At 41.5% G+C, this 18955-nt stretch carries 19 protein-coding genes and 1 pseudogene; 1 reads left to right on the top strand and 19 read right to left on the bottom strand.

The window, feature by feature from the left end; genetic code table 11:
- From V7D18_RS17170 to V7D18_RS17140, 7 genes are all read right to left on the bottom strand, one after another.
- Nucleotides 1-1016 (bottom strand): NUDIX domain-containing protein (locus tag V7D18_RS17170; RefSeq protein WP_426155922.1); only part of this gene is annotated, 1016 nt, incomplete at its 3' end.
- Between the two features lie 13 nt (nucleotides 1017-1029).
- Nucleotides 1030-1425 carry a ty transcription activator TEC1 gene (locus V7D18_RS17165; protein ID WP_426155920.1) on the bottom strand — a complete coding sequence of 132 codons (396 nt, stop codon included), beginning with the start codon at nucleotides 1423-1425 and terminating at the stop codon, nucleotides 1030-1032.
- A gap of 245 nt (nucleotides 1426-1670) precedes the next feature.
- On the bottom strand, nucleotides 1671-2300 hold the full coding sequence (locus tag V7D18_RS17160; protein ID WP_426155918.1) for a GntR family transcriptional regulator: 630 nt from the start codon (nucleotides 2298-2300) through the stop codon (nucleotides 1671-1673).
- Between the two features lie 49 nt (nucleotides 2301-2349).
- Nucleotides 2350-3189, bottom strand: coding sequence for a carbohydrate ABC transporter permease (locus tag V7D18_RS17155; protein WP_426155917.1), 840 nt, complete (start codon nucleotides 3187-3189; stop codon nucleotides 2350-2352).
- A 12-nt stretch (nucleotides 3190-3201) separates the two neighbouring features.
- Nucleotides 3202-4071 (bottom strand): carbohydrate ABC transporter permease, encoded by an 870-nt coding sequence (locus tag V7D18_RS17150; protein ID WP_426155915.1) that lies wholly within the window; start codon nucleotides 4069-4071, stop codon nucleotides 3202-3204.
- Between the two features lie 49 nt (nucleotides 4072-4120).
- Nucleotides 4121-5530: an ABC transporter substrate-binding protein gene (locus tag V7D18_RS17145; RefSeq protein WP_426155913.1), complete on the bottom strand. Its 1410-nt coding sequence runs from the start codon at nucleotides 5528-5530 to the stop codon at nucleotides 4121-4123.
- Between the two features lie 29 nt (nucleotides 5531-5559).
- Nucleotides 5560-6519: a uroporphyrinogen decarboxylase family protein gene (locus V7D18_RS17140; protein ID WP_426155911.1), complete on the bottom strand. Its 960-nt coding sequence runs from the start codon at nucleotides 6517-6519 to the stop codon at nucleotides 5560-5562.
- Between the two features lie 276 nt (nucleotides 6520-6795).
- Here V7D18_RS17140 and V7D18_RS17135 point away from each other — a divergent pair, with 276 nt between their 5' ends.
- Entirely contained in the window at nucleotides 6796-7551 is a 756-nt protein-coding gene (locus tag V7D18_RS17135; protein ID WP_426155909.1) for an alpha/beta hydrolase, read from the top strand.
- A gap of 61 nt (nucleotides 7552-7612) precedes the next feature.
- Here the strand turns inward: V7D18_RS17135 and V7D18_RS17130 are convergent, their stop codons facing one another.
- The 12 genes and pseudogenes from V7D18_RS17130 to V7D18_RS17075 all read right to left on the bottom strand — a co-directional run bounded on the left by V7D18_RS17130 (nucleotide 7613) and on the right by V7D18_RS17075 (nucleotide 18953).
- Nucleotides 7613-7861 carry a hypothetical protein gene (locus V7D18_RS17130; protein WP_426155907.1) on the bottom strand — a complete coding sequence of 83 codons (249 nt, stop codon included), beginning with the start codon at nucleotides 7859-7861 and terminating at the stop codon, nucleotides 7613-7615.
- Between the two features lie 66 nt (nucleotides 7862-7927).
- A complete protein-coding gene (locus V7D18_RS17125; protein ID WP_426155905.1) occupies nucleotides 7928-9208 on the bottom strand; it encodes a hypothetical protein in 1281 nt (426 codons plus the stop codon).
- A 165-nt stretch (nucleotides 9209-9373) separates the two neighbouring features.
- Complete coding sequence (locus V7D18_RS17120) at nucleotides 9374-10123, bottom strand: MerR family transcriptional regulator (RefSeq protein WP_426155903.1); 750 nt, start codon at nucleotides 10121-10123, stop codon at nucleotides 9374-9376.
- A 75-nt stretch (nucleotides 10124-10198) separates the two neighbouring features.
- Nucleotides 10199-10675, bottom strand: coding sequence for an LURP-one-related/scramblase family protein (locus tag V7D18_RS17115; RefSeq protein ID WP_426155901.1), 477 nt, complete (start codon nucleotides 10673-10675; stop codon nucleotides 10199-10201).
- Between the two features lie 44 nt (nucleotides 10676-10719).
- Nucleotides 10720-11343, bottom strand: coding sequence for an endonuclease III (nth, locus tag V7D18_RS17110; RefSeq protein ID WP_426155899.1), 624 nt, complete (start codon nucleotides 11341-11343; stop codon nucleotides 10720-10722).
- 38 nt (nucleotides 11344-11381) lie between these two features.
- Nucleotides 11382-12614: pseudogene (locus V7D18_RS17105) on the bottom strand (endonuclease Q family protein); the annotation flags it as partial.
- Nucleotides 12615-12759: 145 nt separating this feature from the next.
- Complete coding sequence (locus V7D18_RS17100; RefSeq protein ID WP_426155897.1) at nucleotides 12760-13527, bottom strand: DUF2877 domain-containing protein; 768 nt, start codon at nucleotides 13525-13527, stop codon at nucleotides 12760-12762.
- Between the two features lie 169 nt (nucleotides 13528-13696).
- Nucleotides 13697-14701, bottom strand: coding sequence for a FadR/GntR family transcriptional regulator (locus V7D18_RS17095; protein WP_426155895.1), 1005 nt, complete (start codon nucleotides 14699-14701; stop codon nucleotides 13697-13699).
- A 139-nt stretch (nucleotides 14702-14840) separates the two neighbouring features.
- Nucleotides 14841-15041, bottom strand: a complete 201-nt coding sequence (locus V7D18_RS17090; RefSeq protein WP_426155894.1) for a hypothetical protein — start codon at nucleotides 15039-15041, stop codon at nucleotides 14841-14843.
- 30 nt (nucleotides 15042-15071) lie between these two features.
- The gene (locus V7D18_RS17085; RefSeq protein WP_426155892.1) at nucleotides 15072-16685 is read right to left on the bottom strand and encodes an L-lactate permease; all 1614 of its coding nucleotides are present in this window, start codon (nucleotides 16683-16685) and stop codon (nucleotides 15072-15074) included.
- The gene (gene gltA, locus V7D18_RS17080; RefSeq protein ID WP_426155890.1) at nucleotides 16669-18078 is read right to left on the bottom strand and encodes an NADPH-dependent glutamate synthase; all 1410 of its coding nucleotides are present in this window, start codon (nucleotides 18076-18078) and stop codon (nucleotides 16669-16671) included. The genes V7D18_RS17085 and gltA overlap by 17 nt, the downstream gene beginning before the upstream one ends.
- Nucleotides 18078-18953 (bottom strand): sulfide/dihydroorotate dehydrogenase-like FAD/NAD-binding protein, encoded by an 876-nt coding sequence (locus V7D18_RS17075; RefSeq protein ID WP_426155888.1) that lies wholly within the window; start codon nucleotides 18951-18953, stop codon nucleotides 18078-18080. Before V7D18_RS17075 ends, gltA begins: the two co-directional genes overlap by 1 nt.
- Between the last annotated feature and the right edge of the window lie 2 nt (nucleotides 18954-18955).

Genomic DNA, 18955 nt, shown 5'->3' with positions numbered 1-18955 from the left:
TTATTGTACCACTGTGCAAGCATGTGAAGTTCTTTTTCGTTTAAACAGTTTACCAGAGTTCCATCTTTCATCCGGCTTAAGCATTCCTCGTAATCCATCCAGAGTACGGATTCCACCTCATCTTTCTGAAGTACAAGATTGTTCTCATCCACCGGTTTTTCATAAACATAGACATGGCTGATTTCATGATTGCGAAATGGCCGTCCGTAAAATACGGCATCTTCCTGTTCCTCATGAAGTCCTACGTAGGTAAGCTCTTCCGGTGCGGCATCAATTCCCAGTTCTTCTGACAGCTCCCTGACAGCCGATATAAGGAAATCATCACCAGCCGGAATATGTCCTGCAGAAGAGATGTCATAGCAGCCCGGATAGGCATCTTTGCCTGCACTGCGTTTCTGCAGCAGCAAATCAAAGCCGCTTTTGTCATTGGGCCTCACGATCCATACGTGGGAAGTTCCATGAAGTATCCCCTCCCGGTGCATCATAAAACGGGCCCGTATCCTCCCAGTGGTATTGCCACTCTTATCCCGTTCTTCCAAAAGCTCTAACGGTGCTCCGTCTAACGAAGCGGCCTTTAATTTGTCTTTCTGATACTGCAGTTTCAGAGAGAAAAATGGAATCTGATCCCTAAGCAGTTCAAAAAAGATCCGGTCCCCTTCCCATATGGGAAGACTGTCGACTTCCTCAACCGGCACCCATTCAAGAGCTCCTTCCTGACAATTTATAATTGAGCCCTGAAAATTATCAGCTGTATATAAAAACATATATTCATCAGGATACTGATCTGACACAAAGGTGATAATTCCCCTGAGTTTATAGGACAGAAGAGTCAGTCCGGTTTCCTCTTTTACTTCTCTTAAAAGACACTCTTCCGGGCTTTCCCCTTCCTCCAGATGACCGCCGACTCCCAGCCATTTATCCTGATTGATATCATTTTTCTTCTTTATCCGGTGAAGCATGAGATAGCGCCCCTCATTTTCAATATAGCAAAGGGTTGTTAAGTTCTGATGCGCCATATCTGTTTCCTCCTTACTTCTTCTCTGTTAAAACTGCATTCTCATTGATATCTGCAGCCGTTTCCGTGATCTCTTCGCCTGAGGACAGTACCTCCACCTGCACCACACAATTCGTTTTCTTTCCATCATAGATGACCGGAACCCGGTATGTGCCCGCTTTACTCCAGTCACACTGGCTGACATCAAAGGTAAAGCCGGAAAGATCGTAAGTCTCTGTATTGAAATACCGCTCTGCCTGCAAATCCGGTGCTGTTCCAAGAACAGTCTTTGCATAATACGTGGTTGCGGTATTGTCATCAAAGATCGGCTCTGCTTTGCCCTTTAAGGTCTGGAACAGAAGAACCAGTACCAGTACTAAAACCATCGTTCCGAACAATGTAAAGTGTAAATGAAATTTCCTTTGCTTCATCTGGGCCTCCATATCCGTTTTTTCCCTGCTGCAGCTGCAGGGAACCTCTTGTTCCATGAAAAAAGCTGCGTTTAAGGCAGCGCAGTCCTATATTATCTTACCATATAATTTCCATCCTGGCATCCACTGAATTATTACAATTTCATAAAATTATCGTAAAGAAGTTCTTTTCATGTCACTGTGTTACGGTAAAGCAAAAAACTCCCCGCCGGTTCTGACAACCGGTGAAGAGTTATTGGAATTATTTATAAAATTTTATTTTTCATCAACTCTATATCATAAACAAGGATTTCCTTCGCACGTTCAAAATCCCCGTCTTCAATGGCTTCAACAAGTTTAAAATGATCATAATCGCCTTCTTCCTTGTTCTCCCATACCTTTAAGAAATACTGGTTGGCGATCAGGGTACATAATCGTAAGGAATCATTCAATGACTTCTGTAAATACCGGTTCCCGCAAAATCCGCAAAGAGCTTTGTGAAATTTCTGATTCTGATCCCAGTGGGCTTTAATATCCTGACATTCAATAATTTTAGCAGCCTGTTCGTTCAGTTCACGCAGTTCATTTAACTGCGCCTCCGATATCTTATCAAAACACCGCTCCAGTGCTCCCACCTCAATTATTTTCCGGAATTCTATGGTTTCAATAATTTCACCTGGCGTGATTAAAGACAGCTGATAGCCAAAGCGTGGTATATTATTAAGCACACCCTCGCCGCACAGCTGAACCAGCGCTTCTCTGACAGGTGTTTTGCTTACCTGATATTTATCTATTAAATTCTTCTCGTTGATAATCTCGTTGGCCTGGTATACACCGTCCAGAATATCCTTTAATATTCCCTCATATACCTGGGTTTTTATCGACTGTCCCTGCATCTTGTTTTATTTCCTTTCCCTTCGCTTCAAAATACAAATGCTTACTCACTCACCCCTTTACAGCACCAGCCATTGCACCAGCCTTTTGTAAAGTCTGCAGTAATAAATATAGCACAACAATTGGTATAATTACAAGTGTCGTTCCGGAAAGAATAACAGGCCAGGGAGTGGAAAGGCCTTCACTGACCGGAAGCAGCGAAATCGTTACCATAAGAGTATATTTGACCTGCTTTCTTAAATAAAGAACCGGCCAGAAAAAATCATTCCATCTTGCAATCAGGGTAACCGCTGCCCAGGAAGCCAGAGCAGGCTTGATGACTGGAAGAATTATCTTAATAAAGATCATGAAATCCTTACACCCGTCTATTTTAGCAGCCTCCACCAGTTCATCAGGAACATCGCAGATATACTGGTGCATATAGAAAATACCCACTGCAGTAGCAATTCGTGGAATTACAAGAGACCACAGGCTGTTGATTAAATTCATTTTTTTCATAATTACAAATAATGGCACTGCCCCTGTCTCAGGCGGCACAAGCATGGTCGCAATCACAAAATAAAACAGAAAATCCCTGCCTGGGAACTTATATTTTGCAAAAGCAAAACCGGCAAGGGAACAAAAGAAAAGGGATGTCACTGTACCCATGACCGTGGTGAATATACTGTTAAAAGCATTTTGCATTACAGGTATCGTCTCAAACAGGCGTCTGTAATTATCAAAGGTAGGATCAGACACCCATATGGAATGAATTCCGCTCATTGTCTCGGATGAGGGTTTGAGTGAAATCAGGCACATCCACAAGATCGGCATGATGCATATGAATGATATGATAACCAGTACCGTATGGATGAGAAATGATACTGTGGTTTGTTTTATTCTATATACCATGGTTTTACTCTCCTATATTTTTTCCTGTTTTCTTCGGGCAATGAGCTGAACCACAGAGATTGCCGCCAGAATCAGAATGAGAATTACACCGATTGCAGACGCGTATCCCATATTAAAGATGTTAAATCCTGACTCATACATGTATTGGAACAGCGAGGTATTTGAAGTTCCCGGTCCCGGCAGGATATAGGATTCATTAAACAGTTTCCAGCTGTCAACTGTCAGGGTGATGGAACAGAAAAATAAGATGTTTCCTAATGACGGCAGCGTAATGCTGCAAAACTGCTTCCACATATTGGCACCATCAACAGTTGCCGCTTCATAATAGTCTCTTGGAATATTTAACAGACCAGAAAAAATAATCATGGTAAACCATGGAGTATTTCTCCACACATTTAAAATAATAACCGGAATCTTGGAAAACGTTGTACTGGTAAGCCAGGGAACCTTTCCTATTCCCATGGCTTTCAGTACTTCGTTAATCAAACCGGCATTCTCATCAAAGAGCATCCGGAAAATCAAACCCATGGCTATGGCCGCACAGATATTGGGCAGAAAGGTAACCGTCTTAAAAAAGGTACTCCCTTTTAAATGCCCGTAATTTAACAGACTTGCAATGGCTACAGCCAGAAACATGATAATAATCAGACCGGAAATCCAGTACACCACAGTATTTTCAAGGGCTGCCCAGAACATATTATCAATGAAGAGCTTTTTGTAATTTTCAAACCCGCAAAACTCCGGTGCACCGATTCCTTTCCAGTTGGTGAGGCTGATGTAGAATGTCCATACTGTGGGGATCAGCTGGAACATTAAAAACAAAAGAAAAAACGGCAGGATAAACAGGTATGGAATTTTATTTTTCCTTATGATCTGCAGCATACTGATTCTCCTTCACTTTTCTGGGGAGAGAGTAACTCTCCCCATTTATTTACTTCATTATCTTTGCCTGTCCGATTTTTGCCTTTAGATTTTTATCCATATTCGCAATAGCCTGTTCCATAGTCTGGTTGCCTGCTACATAGGTTTCTAATTCTGCTGATATGATCTCATCTGCTTCTGCATCCTGTGGTGTAATTATTAAATTGGCAGCACCGTTTTCAAGACACTTTCCTTCCATTTCCCTGAAAGACTGTCCTCCGTAGTAGTCAGACGGTGCTTTCCAGAAATCATCCTGAAGCAATTTCAGACAGATGGGATTGGCATAAGGTGCGTTCTGTTTTTCCATGGATTTTACCCAGGTATTTCTGGACTCTGCATCGAACTGGAAATCATGCCACAGCTGCTCCAGCAGGCCTGCATACACATTGTCGCCTTTGTTAACAATGCAAAAATAGGAAGATACGGGTGCACCCGCTTTTCCCACTGATTCAAATTCGGGAGATGCCATGACTCTCCATTTTCCAGAGGTTGCTCCGCAGTTCTTTCTTAAAAATTCGTCCCAGAAAGCTCCGATATAAAAGGTTGCTACCTGCCCATTATTGATGGCATCATATAATGCAGGCTCCATAATCTCGGATTTAAGCAAAAGTCCCTGCTGGTACATGGTATCCAAAGTTCCAAGTGCAAGCTTTGTTCCCTCATCCTGACCGATCACAACATTTCCTGATTCATCCCATATTTTTGCATTTGCCTGAGGCATTAACCCTCTTCTTCCCCAGTATCTCCATGTTTTGCTTCCTGGGCTGATATAGGATAAGTAAACAGTGCCATTACTTTTTTCTTTTAAAAGTTTGCCGGCTTCCATGTAACCATCAAACGTGCTCATCATGGCTGGATCAATTCCATACTTATCAAAAATTTCCTTATTGTAGAACAGCACATTGGGTCTGACTGACTCCGGCAAGCCATAAATCTTTCCATTCACTGTTGCATCATTGGCTGCTCCGTCAACCAGATCTTTTAAATAAGGCTGTAAAAACTCTGTTTCATCCTTCAGTAATCCGCCCTGTGATAATTCCATGATGTTAACCGGGTCTAAATAAGTAGCATCCGGCAGATCATCCACAGCTCCTGATAAAGCAGTCATGGTGATCTTCTCACGGCTCTTGGCGTGCCCTTCTGTCTGGACAATGCTGATCTTCACATCAGGCGCAATATCTTTGTGGCGTTCCAGCCATGCATCAAAATATTCCTGCAGATATTGAGGCTGTCCGGTTCCGTATATGGTGATTGTACCCGACGGATATACCGTTTCTTTCGCAGCAGCCTGTGTTCCTGCCTCCGCTTTCTTAGTTTCCTGCGCTTTCTCTTCTTTTGGAGCATTGCCTCCGCCACAGCCTGCAAGCGTTGACAGAACCATGGTACCTGTTAATAGTGCTGCAATCATTTTCTTTCGCATAACAAACCCTCCCAAATTGTCAGTTTTTTCTACACTTCTCTGGCTGCATCTGTAATTGCTTTGATTCTTTCATATGGAATCTCAGTTGGTAATGTACAGTCTGCCCCCAGTATAAATGCCGTCTTTCCATAGTCTCTTATTATCTTCTTTGCTTCTGCCTTCAGTTCTTCTATGGTACCCTCAACCATAACTCCGCTTCTGTTTTTCAATCCCCCCATTACTGTTGTACCTGGAAATAACTTTCTTCCCTGCTCCAGACTGAAATCAGTTTCGTAAACTCCCCAGTTTACTACATCTGCCAGTCCGTTATAGGACGCGTAGCGATCCATGTTTAAATTATCCTTGCACATATGAAGGAAATTAATACCTCCCGCATCCTTTGAAGCCTTTAGAATCTGTTTGTCAAACGGTTCGATGTACTCAGCAAATTCTTCATCTGTGAAATAATGTCTTTCCCCGCCTAACGCTGCATAATAAATTCCATCTAACCCCAGTTCATGATATTTAGCTGCCAGCTGGCATAAGACATCAGTGATTCGCTTAAAAGCTTCCACAACCGGTGCAGGATTTTCTCTGAGATGGGTACAGATTAATTCTCTTGTCTTTTCGTATCCATTTCTGCTTTCGTTGGGGTGAATTGCAGATGCACAGATTCCATGAAGTGTTCCCAAAGAAAATGCATCGCCATCCGCCTGATCCAAAATTCTCTTTACCAGATCCATCTGTTTTAGCATAAATGTGTCATCCATCGAGTAGACCGAAATTTGATTCCAGTCATGTGGAGTTTTGATTACTCCTGCGTCAGGAATGAGGTTTTCATTCATGATTTTAATGATGTCAGTATCTGTTTCCTCAAAAAATTTCAGATGTGATAAAATCCCCCTTTCTCCATGTTCTTCACCTGCAGGAAAATGCAGAGAAAACCCTGTAGGCACATAATCTGTCTCTTTTCCCTGTATTGCCGCAATAACACGCTCTCTCTTCTTCATCTCGGTTTCCCTAGCCTTTCTACTGTTCATATTACTGATATTATCAGTAATGCTACCAGTTGTCAATAGGTGTTCTTATTTATCTATATTTTCGGTATTAGTGACAATAAGCATCGTTATTCTTGTGCAATATGTATATTTTCTTAATAATATTTTGGCTGTGGCACATTATTAAGTTGATAAATATTAAAAATGTATCAGATCCTTCTATTGTGGTATAATTAGCACATTGCAGTTAATTCCAATAATTCAAATTGTAATGATAGGAATAATAAAATGTATAAAGCTAAAAAAGTATTAAAAATGATAAGAAAAGTCTGGATAACATTTGGTGTTTTGTTTTTTGTCTACCTTATTTTTTCTTTTCAAGCACATGGGGTAGATAGGTCTCTTTTGGACAGTGATGAACAAATACTTGTATTAAATCTAACGGACAGAATAGAATTTATACCGCAAATTGGTCTAAAATCATCTGCGTTAATATTTTATCCTGGTGGAATGGTTGATCCTAAGGCATATGTACCTATGGCAAGAAAAATAGCAGAGAACGGGCATAAAGTAGTGATATTAAAGTTACCATTTCGGAATGCAATAACCCAAGCACAAAAGAAGGAGCTGTTTTCCAAAACAATAAATATAGTGAGTGATGGTAACGAAGATCTAACATGGATTTTATCAGGACATTCTAAAGGTGGTGCGTTAGCATCGGAGTTTGTAAGGACTAATGATGGGGTTTTTAAAGAACTTGTGCTTATTGCTACTACTCACCCAAAGAACTACTCCCTTTCAGATCGTAATATACATGTGACAAAGATATATGCCAGTAATGACGGAATTGCAAGTGAAAGCAAGATTTTAGAAAATTTAAACAATCTTCCAAAGGATACTTCTCTCGTAAGGATTGAAGGGGGTAACCACTCACAATTCGGATATTACGGTTATCAAATTGGTGATAATAAAGCAATCATAAACAGAGACGAACAATGCCAAAAGCTTGTAGAGTCGCTAATGCAAGTTCTAATAACAGGCTAAAGCCCATAGTAAAAACTCCCCGCCGGTCCTGGCAACCGGTGAGGAGTTTTTGAAATATTATTTAATTTTCATGGATATATAAACGGTTAATGATACTATATGGTTTACTATCCGTAAGTAATGTGGTTACATTATTTCCAGTAGATATTGCAGTAAGGGCTGTAGCGAGCATCTCCTTTCTTTCACCCTCTACAGCTTTAAACCAATTGGTGAACGGCGGATTTACATCAAGAGATCTAAGTCCAATATAAATATTGCCGTCTTCTGCCGGACCGGTGCTGGTAACTTTGCAAGTAGCCCACAAACTCATAATTATATTCTCCCTTCTACTACATTGATTCAAAATAAATTATTTCTGCTAATCTTAAAGGTAAATTTACTCGTTTAATAGCAGATAGTTTGCAGCTATATTATTACTCTGCTCTTTATTTATGTGTATATTAATATTATACAGGTCATCCGGTGCACCACTCAAAGCATCCAAAGCAAAAATGACAGGATTCTTCCCTGAAGTACTTCTTATACGAAAGCCTAACGGTTCGCTGTTCCAATGTACTCCGTCCAAATAAGCCTTTGGATCTTCTAATCCATTATTAGCTGCTTGTTTGTTGTTAGTAAAGCGGGGACAGGAAAATGCCCACATAAAACCTTCCGTATCATTTTTTTGCACTTGAATTGCCATGTCACAAACTTGCAAGAAGGTATTATCATTTTCCCATACAACAATTGCATAGTAGCATACAGAATCAAGTACTTCAACTGGATCAAATCCAGGAGGTGTAACTGCTTCACCAGGTTTTAACATCTTTGGCAATTCAAAATTCAGTTCCTGATTATCACCACAAATCTTGGCATTTGAAAGATATTGTCCATTAACCTTCCATGAATTTTTGTCATCCCAATTAAAAATCTGTAACCGGATCGTATATTTTCGATTTAGCCAATTCCATAAATATTGCAGTCCTATAAATACAATGGCAAATACTAAAACTGAAGATATTGCAGACACTACAGCACTGGGAATAAAAAAGCTGAATCCAGTTAAGCCGACTCTTGATGCAGCTTGAGCCAGAAGCAATGAAAACGTTGCAATTGTGAAACCAAGACCTTCAGCTATAATACCAGAAACCGCTCTTGCCACAATATAGGCAATTGCCGATTCAGCAATCATAACAGGAATTGATAGATTGTATGTATGGATGCCTAGAATTGAATTTGATTTGGAATAGGTTCCTATCTGAACTTGAGCATTTAGAGTTGTATCGTTAAGGGCAGTCATGTTTTCAGTATACGCCCATATACTTCCATTATTTGACCAGCTCATGTAAAATTCCCTGTCGTTTTTTCTTACTTTTGTCCAGGCTTTGTCACCATTACTTGAGATATTGGTATATACACTTCTAAGATCATCATTGGCATTTTTCTCTAAATTTTTGATAGTGGCAAAATCGTTGTTTTCATAGATTTCTCGAACGCTTTTAGTCATAAATAGAACAGGGCTGCCCTTGGTAGTAATTTCAATTGTTTTTGAGGAAGAACCAGCATTTAATCTGGAGTGAGCCAAACAGTACTTTGGCAATTCAAGATCTGCAGGGCCAATAATCTCCACATCACGAAAAAAACTGGGTAAAGCTTCTGGATTGAATATCTCTTCCATAAATTTATTTACCTTTTCTTTTATTGGAATATCTGATACTTATATATGCAGGTTGATTCAACTTATGTTTATTTTGTGCAATATCTATTTCTCCAGTGGTTGTCTTTAAAAAATGGCTGCCCCACCCCATAATTAAGGGTGGAGCAGTGCTGTATTTTTATTGTTTTAGCTGTTCTTCTGGCTGTCTGCATAATATCCCATAGCTTTACATAAAAATGCTGATAGTCCCTCTGCATACTGATCTATATTCTGAGTAAAGCGTGAGTCTGATATATAAAGCTGACCCAGGCCTGCAAATGCTTCCAGGGAATAGGTAACACCAAAGTTCTCATTGAAAAAACGGTACATGTTATTTATTGCATTTTGTACCACTTCTGATTCAGGTGATTTCCTGCAAAGCTTTGCCAGCTCACGAAACATCTGATCCATATTTTCAAATACCTGGCTCTGTTCCTCTTCGGTCATGGATCCCAGCTTTTCATTGCTTTGGTCCACAGCTTCATTTCCCCAAAGACGTCTGGCTTCTTCTTCATAAGGGTTGTGTATTTTCCCAAAGCCATAAAATTTTTCCGACTGCGTCATTGTTTTATCTCCCTTCCATGATTTAATTGTCTTATCAAGAGTCTTCAGCATGGCATTGATACGCTTCTGTTCCTGCAGCAGACAGTCCCTTTGCAGAACAAATGCTTTTTCCCGGTCGAACTTTGGATTGGTAAGAAATCCCTTGATTTCATTAAGAGAAAATCCGCATTCCTTGAAAAATAAAATCTGCTGCAGCAGATCTAAATCTTCATTGGAATAGTTCCTGTAACCGTTATCCGGATCACGGTCTGGACACAGCAAACCAATCTTGTCATAGTGATGCAAAGTACGCACACTGATGCCGGTAATTCCGGCTGCCTCCCTGGTATTCATATCAAATTCCTCCTGACAAATATAATCATAGAGTATGACGCTGCGTAGTAGTCAATCCTTTTTTTAATTATTTTTCTAATGATTATCCTGACTGCATTTAACAGCATCAATGGCAAGAACCACCATCAATGCCAAAAGAGCATCCCGTTCTTCTCCCACATCAATAATATAAGTATCCGTTAAGCGGAAGAGCTGTTTTTCTATCTGTGCCACAACGTTTCCCTCTCTGGAGTATATGGAATAATCCCATTCAAAAAAATCTCCTTTTACCTCCCAGCCATTACAGTCGATGTTAAATGAGGGTCTGAAAAAAGTAAATTCTTTTGTTATTGTGCCAACCGTTTCACCGTTTATAATAATATAAAACCGGGGAAGAAACGTGAATATCTGCTCTTTTAAAGTCGCCAGATGACTGCCGTTTCTGTCATAGATTTCCAATTTATGTCCCCACGCAGGTTTTCCGCTGACTGTAAAAACAGGATTGCCTGCCTCGTCATAGATATCATAACTGTCAAACCAGGAAAAAAAGCGTTGTTTAAACATTAATTTCATTATTCCGTCTCCTTTTATACTTTGTCGGTTACTTTCTTAAATCCCTACAGCTTTCTCTCACACCATTCCCCCAGCACACATTCCCCGCACCTGGCCATCCTGGCTGTGCAGACCTCTCTCCCGTGATAAATCAGCTGAAAGTTAATCCGGTTCCAATGTTCCTCAGGCAGAACCTTCTGAAGCTCCAGTTCCACTTTCACCGGATTGTTTCCTTCTGCCCATCCCAGCCGTCTGGATATCCGGAATACATGGGTATCCACGGTAACTCCCGGAATTTCATACGCATCGGCAAGAAACAGGGTGGCTGTCTTTCTTCCCACTCCCGCCAGCTTTAACAGCTCCTCTATTCTGGCCGGAACCTCACCGCCATATTCATTCACGATCTGAGTACAGCATTTTTTTAAATTTCTCGCTTTATTCTTATAAAGACCAATGGAACGGATAGTATCCTCAATTTCCTCCAGAGGAGCATCGGCAAGCTGATCAGCAGTCTGAAACCGTCTGCAAAAGTCAGGCAAAGCCTCTTCCACCTGTTTATCTGTACTCTGTGCGCTGAGCATAATGGCTGCCAGCAGCTGCCAGGGCTGATCATGATAGAACCCTTCTTTTGTCACTCCGTATACTTCATCCAGCTTCTTAAGAATTGCTCTCGTTTTCTCTTCTGTCATCTGTTGTAATCCTTTCCTCATTTTTTACCCGCAGAAAACTCATCAGAATCAAACAGCTTTATTATTCCGTATTCTCCATCATATCCCGGTATCCGTTTTACTTTTCCTTCCCGGAGCCGGCTGATTCCTTCTGCAATCAGCGGATCCGATATCCGTCTGATATCTTCAAGAGGAATGTTTCTTAAGATGTCAAACTCAGCTCCCAGCCCCCGCAGCAATTCAAAATACTGATTCTGAACCTTTTTGCTTGCGGCAGAATACCCAAGACAGGCAGCAATCACCTCCGGCAGCGGTACCAGACTTTCAAAAGGTTTGCCCTGTGGAAGCACAAACCCCTCTCCCCGGTCAGAAAGCTGCCCAATCCGGTGGGATACTCCCATGGTCAGCTTCCCGCCGCAGACCGGGCATATACCGGAATGCTGCTCTGCCTCAGAAGGGGAAAAACAAATCCCGCATTTTCTATGACCGTCATGGTGGTATTTCCCTTCCTCCGGGAAAAATTCAATGGTTCCCATTAATCCTCTGCCAGTGGTTAAAGCATGAGAAAGTCCTTCAAAGGACAGCTCCATATCTAATAGACTGGCTTCCCTTCCCAGCTTTGCGGGAGAATGGGCATCGGAGTTGGATATCAGCTGGAAACGGTCCAGCGCGGATATTCCCCAGATCATGGAAGGATCAGAAGAAAGTCCGGTTTCCAATGTATGAATATGCGGAGTCAGATCCTCGAAACACTCTTCTATGGTATCAAAACCGGAACAGGCACCAAACAGGGAAAAATGGGGCGTCCAGATGTGAGCGGGTATATAAACTGCCCGCGGGTCCGTCTCCAGCATCATTTCCAGAAGGCTGCGGCAGTCAAGTCCTAAGATGGGTCTTCCGTCAGAACGGATATTGCCCACCGCCTCAAGCTTCATGGAAAGCTTCTCTGCCGCTTCCAGTCCGGGCAGGAGAAGGAGGCTGTGTACCTTTCTTGTCTTTCCGTTCTTTTTATAAATAGAACTGATTTCTCCTGAAATAACAAAACGGGGAATCAGGGAATCGGAGGTGCTTTCTCCCTCCAGGCGGTACTCCGCCTTTAACATATAAAGCCCATCCTCCGCTGGAATCAGTTTTTCTTTTAATTCTTCCCTCCATGCCGGATGGGTAAAATCACCGGTACCGAGAATCCCGATTCCCTTTCGTCTCGCCCAGAGGTCCAGCTGCTCCGGTGTGCAGTCCTTACTGGTCGCCATGGAATACCGGGAATGAATATGTAAATCTGCTATGTACATTCTTTCACCTGCTTTTGTTAATATAGAATCGATTATACCCTTCCTTCTATCCCCATGCAATAAGTAATCTCTTCCTGCAAAAGACCCGCTGAAACAAAAAAGGGGCATTCTCTGCCCCTGTGCTCTCCATTTTTCGCCGTTTCAGTTAATCACTATCTTTTCCATACATTATAAACTTCAGGGTTTCAACTATAAAATAGATCCCACATAAAGTATCTGCTCCAGAACTATGACCGATATCTGAAAATAAATCTGCAATTTTCTTTTCATCAGTCTGCTCTGGTAACTTTATTATCGCCTCACTGTAATATCCATCAACAGCACATTTCAAAAATGCTCCGCTGATATCGTTCGTCTCTTTTACTGCATCTGCTATATATTTTCTCAGATAATATAACATTCCGTCTGCTTCCGGCATTCCGGAAAAACACGTTAATCCAGCCAATACCCCGCATAAAAAATCATCTCCCGATGGTGTCAGCCCTTTGCCTAATCCTATAAGACGTATTATTTCGCCAGCAGCTTCCTCATATTTTCCATGATTAAAATTTTCCGTAAAAGCTTGAATAATACGTTCTGCATAAAGCGCAATGGTTGTTTTGCAAACAGCCTTTCCCTTATAAAAAAATAAATCCAGTACCTTTTTCTCTTTCAGCAGTTCAATGATTCCATAATACAGAAGCAGACCCTGTTCCATTCTCATACGATTTGGTTTTAAATCCACTATATCCGTATTTTCCTGGTAGAAATTAATATTCGAAATAACAATTCCCTGGGCTGTTCTCTCTGCCTTTTCTCCTGCCTGCAATTTGACAGCAAAAAAATCAGATTCATCTGCGTCAATTATAATACTCAAAGGCGACAGGGCAGAACCTTTCAGCTGTAAGGCGATTAATTGATTCCCAAAGCTCATATTTATAGTTTTCCTGTAGACAGAATGAATATATCCCGTTTTTTCTTTCTCCAGTACTTTCTTAATATATTCAGACATTTGTATTATTCTTATTCTTATGAGCATATGTTTAAACCATTTCTCCTGTTTCTGCAATTGACTGTATATTATAGGTAGCTGTCCTGTTTTATTACTGAAAATTATATCGTTTTCTGGATGCCTGAAGATGCTCCCTCATCGCATTTTCAGCACCTTCCACATCATGTGCGATGATGAATCCGTATATCTTTTGATGTTCATCATATATATTTTGTAATTGTTCCATATTTGCCATACCGCTTGAACTTACATTTTTCATAAAATTAATTATAGTCCGGATTAACTGGTGTATTACATCATTTTCCGAGCACTTTGAGATTGCTAAATGAAATTCCATATCCAGCTCGAGGAACATATTATAATCCTGATCATGGTACGCCGCATACATCTTAAAAAATATATCATTTAACTCATCCAGATTTTTATTCTGAACATGAGATGCTGCCATTCTTGCAGCCATTACTTCTAACGCATAACGTACATCTAACATACTTTCTATCTGGTCAGTATTCAAAAACAAGGACCAGGACAGCGGAATCATAAAAAAATTAGAACCATCGTTGCAAAGAAAAGACCCCTGGCCCGGCCGGATTTCAATTAAACCCAAAACGTCAAGCACCTTCAATGCCTCACGAATAGCAGATCTCCCAACTTCAAATAACTCGGCAAGATTACGGTCCGATTCAATTTTATCTCCCGGATTTAATCTTCCTGAAAATACTTCATCTGCAAAATAGTTAGTCAGACGATTAAGCAATACATTGACGTTGGTATTTTTGTTTGTAATCGTATCTTCCTGGCTGTTTTTATTATTAATATCTCTGGGAACAAGAATTACCAGATTATTCATAAACTTGTCGGTACTCATCTGAAATGCACTGACATCAAAATTTAACTGTCCTGAAATCCGTTCCAATACATCATCAAGACGTGCCCCTCCCTTAGTCTCCAGATTCGATAGTGTAGACAGGCTAATTTCATTCTTTCCGTCTGTGTCAACAAAATATTGCTGAATGAATTCCCGCTGCGTAAGCTGAAGATATCTTCTCAAGGTCATCAGATTATTCCTTTTATTAAACTCTGTTTCATCTATCATTCATCTTCTCCTATTATTTTACATTGCATTATAGTCTGGCTTCCTGTTTCCTGATTCCAAACTATAATGCAAGTAATATTCTAAGAGTATTATCGTTATTTTCCGGTATAAAGTCAACTGCTAATTAAACAGCCTCCCATTACTTCTTTTTTATAATAAATACATCCACCGGAGAATAGATAATAGCTGCTAATATAATTAAAAATCCTGCAATATATACGAACTCCTGATCCATTGTCAGTCCATAAACTTCAACAAAAAATGCTGCAATAATTACTGAAAATGCAATTGTTAATCCGCCTTCTTTTGTTTTTAAAAATGGAGTTTTCGATTCTTCCATATATACACGTTTCCTTTCCCCTTTATCACTTTATAACAGAACCTGTGTAATAAATAGAATCACACCTACAATAGCCGCTGCGGATAAAGTAATCGGCATGATTTTCTTCAATACCAGTCCTTCTTTTCCCAGAATATTTGCCGTTGTCGTTCCAAGTATGATATTACCCGGACAGATTGTATTGCCGATCGCTCCCCCTGCTGTCTGGGCTCCCAGAATTGCCGCTGTATTTAATCCCAGCAGTTTTGCAGTGGTAAGTTGAAATTCCCCAAACAAAATATTGGAAGCCATATTGCTGCTTGTCATAAATGAGCCAAGCATTCCTACTACCGGTGCCAAAATCGCATATCCTTTGCCTAATACTACAGAAATTCCATAAGCAAGCACCATTGTCTGACCAGTTCCGCTCATTATTTTTGACATAATTATAAAACCGATTACTGCAATACCTGACGGAATGGTCTTTTGCAGAGAACGCATAAAAACTTTTTTTATACCATTCTCCCTGATCCAGCCATGGCTTTTATAAAACATTAGTCCTGCCACCGAGGCGAGGAACAAAAACGTTCCTGAATGGATCAGCGGCGATATGGGGGAATAACTGGATACCGCACCATTTGCAAATCCATAACCAGTTGTTGTTTCTGAAAAAGAAAGACCAAAAGAAATTTTCCCCAAATAACCTTTTACCGCTGGAATCAACAATACAAAGAGTGTGATTCCGGTCAATATTATGTAAGGAACGAACGCATCTTTCATTTTCATATTCAGAGGAATATCCTCTTTCACATCAGATGAATAGTCCTGATTCATGATCCTGCTGTCCTCTATTTTCCAGGGATCTTTATACAGCCTTGTTCTCCCAAGGATAAAAATAACAACGAATGCAATACAAGCCGGAATAAAGCATGCAAGCATGGTATTAACCTGAGTCAGCACCAACTGGCCGCCGCCATGGATCAGCGACATGATAAGAACTGCCGGCAGGCCTTTTTTTACGGCTTTTAGCCGGCCGTAAAACCAGCAGATCGAGACTCCTGTAATAATATTCCAGATCCAGATGAACGAAGCAGCCCACAGTGCAGTCTTTAAGTACATTTCTGTCCCGGCTTCCATGCCCGCTGACATCGCTAACGCCTGCCATGCTACAGAAAGCGTCCCAAATGTATTCCCCCATGCATGTCCAATCAGAGGGATAATAACCGCCCATAGCGGAGAGACTCCCATTCCTACTAACAGGGGTGCTCCAACCGCAACAGGAACTCCAAAACCGGTAATCCCCTGCAGGAAACTGACAAATATCCAGCTCATGGCAAGCAGCTGAAGCAATTCATTTGGTATCAGTTTCTGCATTCCTTTCCTTATAACTGCAAAGCCTTTTACCTCATCAACTACTTCAAACAGCAAAATTGCGGGCCACACAATCGTCAGTACAACAATGGAACTCCAGACTCCCTTGGTACTTTCTGCTGCAAGAAGCTGAAAATCAGCTTTATAAAAGATAATACCACTTATCACTGCAATGACCAGCCCTACAGGTGCTGCCTCTGTAGCACCCCACTGAAACTTAATCATAAGTATCAGTAATGTGGCAATTGGCAAAGCAGCAATGATCCACATAAACAAATTAGTCGGTATATTCATTTTTTTCCTCCTGCTTTGTCAAATATTCATGAATGCCAATCGCTGCGTTTTTTCCGGCACCCATTGCCAGAATAACTGTTGCCGCTCCTGTAACTGCATCTCCGCCCGCAAATACATTCTCTCTCGAGGTCTGCCCGTTTTCTTCCTTCGCTATGATGCAGCCATATTTATTCACATTAAGGTCCTTTGTAGTGGAGGAGATCAGGGGATTCGGAGATGTTCCCAGAGCCATGATTACCGTATCTGCATCAATGACGTATTCTGAGCCCGCTACTTCTTCCGGTCTTCTTCTGCCCGATTCATCCGGTTCTCCAAGCTCCATTTTTATAACTCGGATCCCGCATACATATCCTTTTTCATCGACCAGTATTTCCTTCGGGTTTCTTAATAAATGGAACTGTATGCCTTCCTCCCTGGCATGATGGACCTCCTCTGCCCGGGCCGGCAATTCTTCTTCACCTCTGCGGTAGATGATGTGAACTTTCGCGCCAAGCCGCAGAGCTGTCCTTGCAGCATCCATCGCAACATTTCCTCCCCCGACTACCGCCACTCTTTTTCCGGCAGCAATAGGTGTATCATAGGAAGAATCAAATGCACGCATCAAATTGCTCCTGGTCAGATACTCATTGGCTGAAAACACTCCGTTTGCATTCTCACCCGGAATCCCCATCAATCTCGGAAGCCCCGCTCCTGATCCGATAAAGACCGCTTCAAATCCGTCTTCCTCTAATAGCTGGTCAATGGTCACTGATCTTCCGATAATGACATTTTTTTCAAATTTCACTCCAAGTTCCTGTACTTTTTGAATTTCCTTTTCCACTACTTTTTCTTTCGGCAGACGAAATTCAGGAATTCCATACACAAGCACTCCTCCGAACTTATGGAGTGCTTCAAATACTGTTACTTCATACCCCAGCCTTGCCAGATCTCCCGCACAGGTGATTCCTGCAGGACCGGAGCCAATCACAGCCACCTTATGGCCATTGGTTTTCTCCGGCTTTTCCGGTGATATGCCATGCTCCAATGCATAATCTGCTGCAAAGCGTTCCAGCTTGCCAATTGCCACTGGCTCCCCCTTGATTCCCCGGACACATTTCCCTTCGCACTGAGTCTCCTGGGGACACACCCGTCCGCATACTGCCGGAAGCGCGGAATGCCTGCTGATGACCTGGTATGCTTTGGGAAAATTACGCTGCTGGATTTCCATTATAAAAGCCGGAATATCAATTGCTACCGGACAGCCGCTTATGCAAAGCGGCTTTTTGCAGTTGAGACATCTGTAAGCCTCTTTCACGGCTTCCTCTTCCTCATAGCCCAGGCACACTTCTTCAAAATTACCTGCCCTTATTTCTGGTTCCTGCTCCCGTACCGGAATTCGCGTTAAATCATTCATTATTTTTCACCCCCGCAGCATCTGCACCCTTCATGCCTTGCATGCTGGTGTGCCTCCTGTTCGAAAGATTGAAACATCTGATTCCGTTTCATAGCCAGATCAAAATCAATTTTATGTCCATCAAATTCCGGTCCGTCAACACAGGCAAATTTCACATCGTTTCCAACATTGAGCCTGCAGCCTCCGCACATTCCTGTACCGTCAACCATAATGGGATTCATACTCACGGTTGTAGGAAGACCATATTCTTTTGTAAGAAGACAGACAAATTTCATCATGATCATGGGACCAATTGCGACACAATGATCATATTTTTTACCTTCCCGTTCGATCAGATCTTTTATTACTTCCGTTACCATGCCACAACGCCCGTAAGTTCCGTCATCTGTCGTTACATAAAGCGTTCCGGCTGCAGCTTTCAGTTTCTCTTCCATAATAAGCATATCTTTTGTTTTAGAGCCAATAATCACATCTGTTTCCAATCCATGTTCATGAAACCATTTAACCTGAGGATATACCGGCGCTGCTCCGACTCCGCCGGCAACAAACAGATAATTTTTCTTTTTAAGCTGTTCTAAATCCTCATTTAGAAATTCACAGGGGGTCCCAAGGGGGCCTGAAAAATCATTGATCATATCTCCGGCTTTTAATTTAGAAAGTTTATAGGAAGATGCCCCCACGACCTGAAAAACAATGGTAACAGTTCCTCTTTCTCTGTCATAATCGCATATTGTCAATGGGATGCGTTCCCCTTTTTCATCTGTCTTTACAATGACAAACTGGCCCGGCAGGCAATTACGAGTTACCTGAGGTGCCTCAATATCCATAAGGTAAATCTGATCTGCCAATTTCTCCCCGTGCAGTATCTTATACATAT

It is taken from the genome of Lacrimispora sp. 38-1 (genome assembly GCF_049890855.1).
GTDB lineage: Bacteria > Bacillota > Clostridia > Lachnospirales > Lachnospiraceae > Lacrimispora.
The sequence above is the reverse complement of the archived record's forward strand: the minus strand, read 5'-3'. Positions and strand labels throughout refer to the sequence as shown.

Bases quoted from the DNA above. Each gene is read 5' to 3' on its own strand.
- V7D18_RS17135 (WP_426155909.1), top strand. From the start codon at position 6,796: ATGTATAAAGCTAAAAAAGTATTAAAAATGATAAGAAAAGTCTGGATA.
- V7D18_RS17115 (WP_426155901.1), bottom strand. From the start codon at position 10,675: ATGAAATTAATGTTTAAACAACGCTTTTTTTCCTGGTTTGACAGTTAT.
- gltA (WP_426155890.1), bottom strand. From the start codon at position 18,078: ATGAATGATTTAACGCGAATTCCGGTACGGGAGCAGGAACCAGAAATA.
- V7D18_RS17145 (WP_426155913.1), bottom strand. From the start codon at position 5,530: ATGCGAAAGAAAATGATTGCAGCACTATTAACAGGTACCATGGTTCTG.
- V7D18_RS17140 (WP_426155911.1), bottom strand. From the start codon at position 6,519: ATGAAGAAGAGAGAGCGTGTTATTGCGGCAATACAGGGAAAAGAGACA.
- V7D18_RS17155 (WP_426155917.1), bottom strand. From the start codon at position 3,189: ATGGTATATAGAATAAAACAAACCACAGTATCATTTCTCATCCATACG.
- V7D18_RS17075 (WP_426155888.1), bottom strand. From the start codon at position 18,953: ATGTATAAGATACTGCACGGGGAGAAATTGGCAGATCAGATTTACCTT.
- V7D18_RS17100 (WP_426155897.1), bottom strand. From the start codon at position 13,527: ATGAGCTTTGGGAATCAATTAATCGCCTTACAGCTGAAAGGTTCTGCC.
- V7D18_RS17150 (WP_426155915.1), bottom strand. From the start codon at position 4,071: ATGCTGCAGATCATAAGGAAAAATAAAATTCCATACCTGTTTATCCTG.
- nth (WP_426155899.1), bottom strand. From the start codon at position 11,343: ATGACAGAAGAGAAAACGAGAGCAATTCTTAAGAAGCTGGATGAAGTA.
- V7D18_RS17095 (WP_426155895.1), bottom strand. From the start codon at position 14,701: ATGATAGATGAAACAGAGTTTAATAAAAGGAATAATCTGATGACCTTG.
- V7D18_RS17165 (WP_426155920.1), bottom strand. From the start codon at position 1,425: ATGAAGCAAAGGAAATTTCATTTACACTTTACATTGTTCGGAACGATG.
- V7D18_RS17130 (WP_426155907.1), bottom strand. From the start codon at position 7,861: ATGAGTTTGTGGGCTACTTGCAAAGTTACCAGCACCGGTCCGGCAGAA.
- V7D18_RS17085 (WP_426155892.1), bottom strand. From the start codon at position 16,685: ATGAATATACCGACTAATTTGTTTATGTGGATCATTGCTGCTTTGCCA.
- V7D18_RS17120 (WP_426155903.1), bottom strand. From the start codon at position 10,123: ATGAATACCAGGGAGGCAGCCGGAATTACCGGCATCAGTGTGCGTACT.
- V7D18_RS17125 (WP_426155905.1), bottom strand. From the start codon at position 9,208: ATGGAAGAGATATTCAATCCAGAAGCTTTACCCAGTTTTTTTCGTGAT.
- V7D18_RS17160 (WP_426155918.1), bottom strand. From the start codon at position 2,300: ATGCAGGGACAGTCGATAAAAACCCAGGTATATGAGGGAATATTAAAG.
- V7D18_RS17090 (WP_426155894.1), bottom strand. From the start codon at position 15,041: ATGGAAGAATCGAAAACTCCATTTTTAAAAACAAAAGAAGGCGGATTA.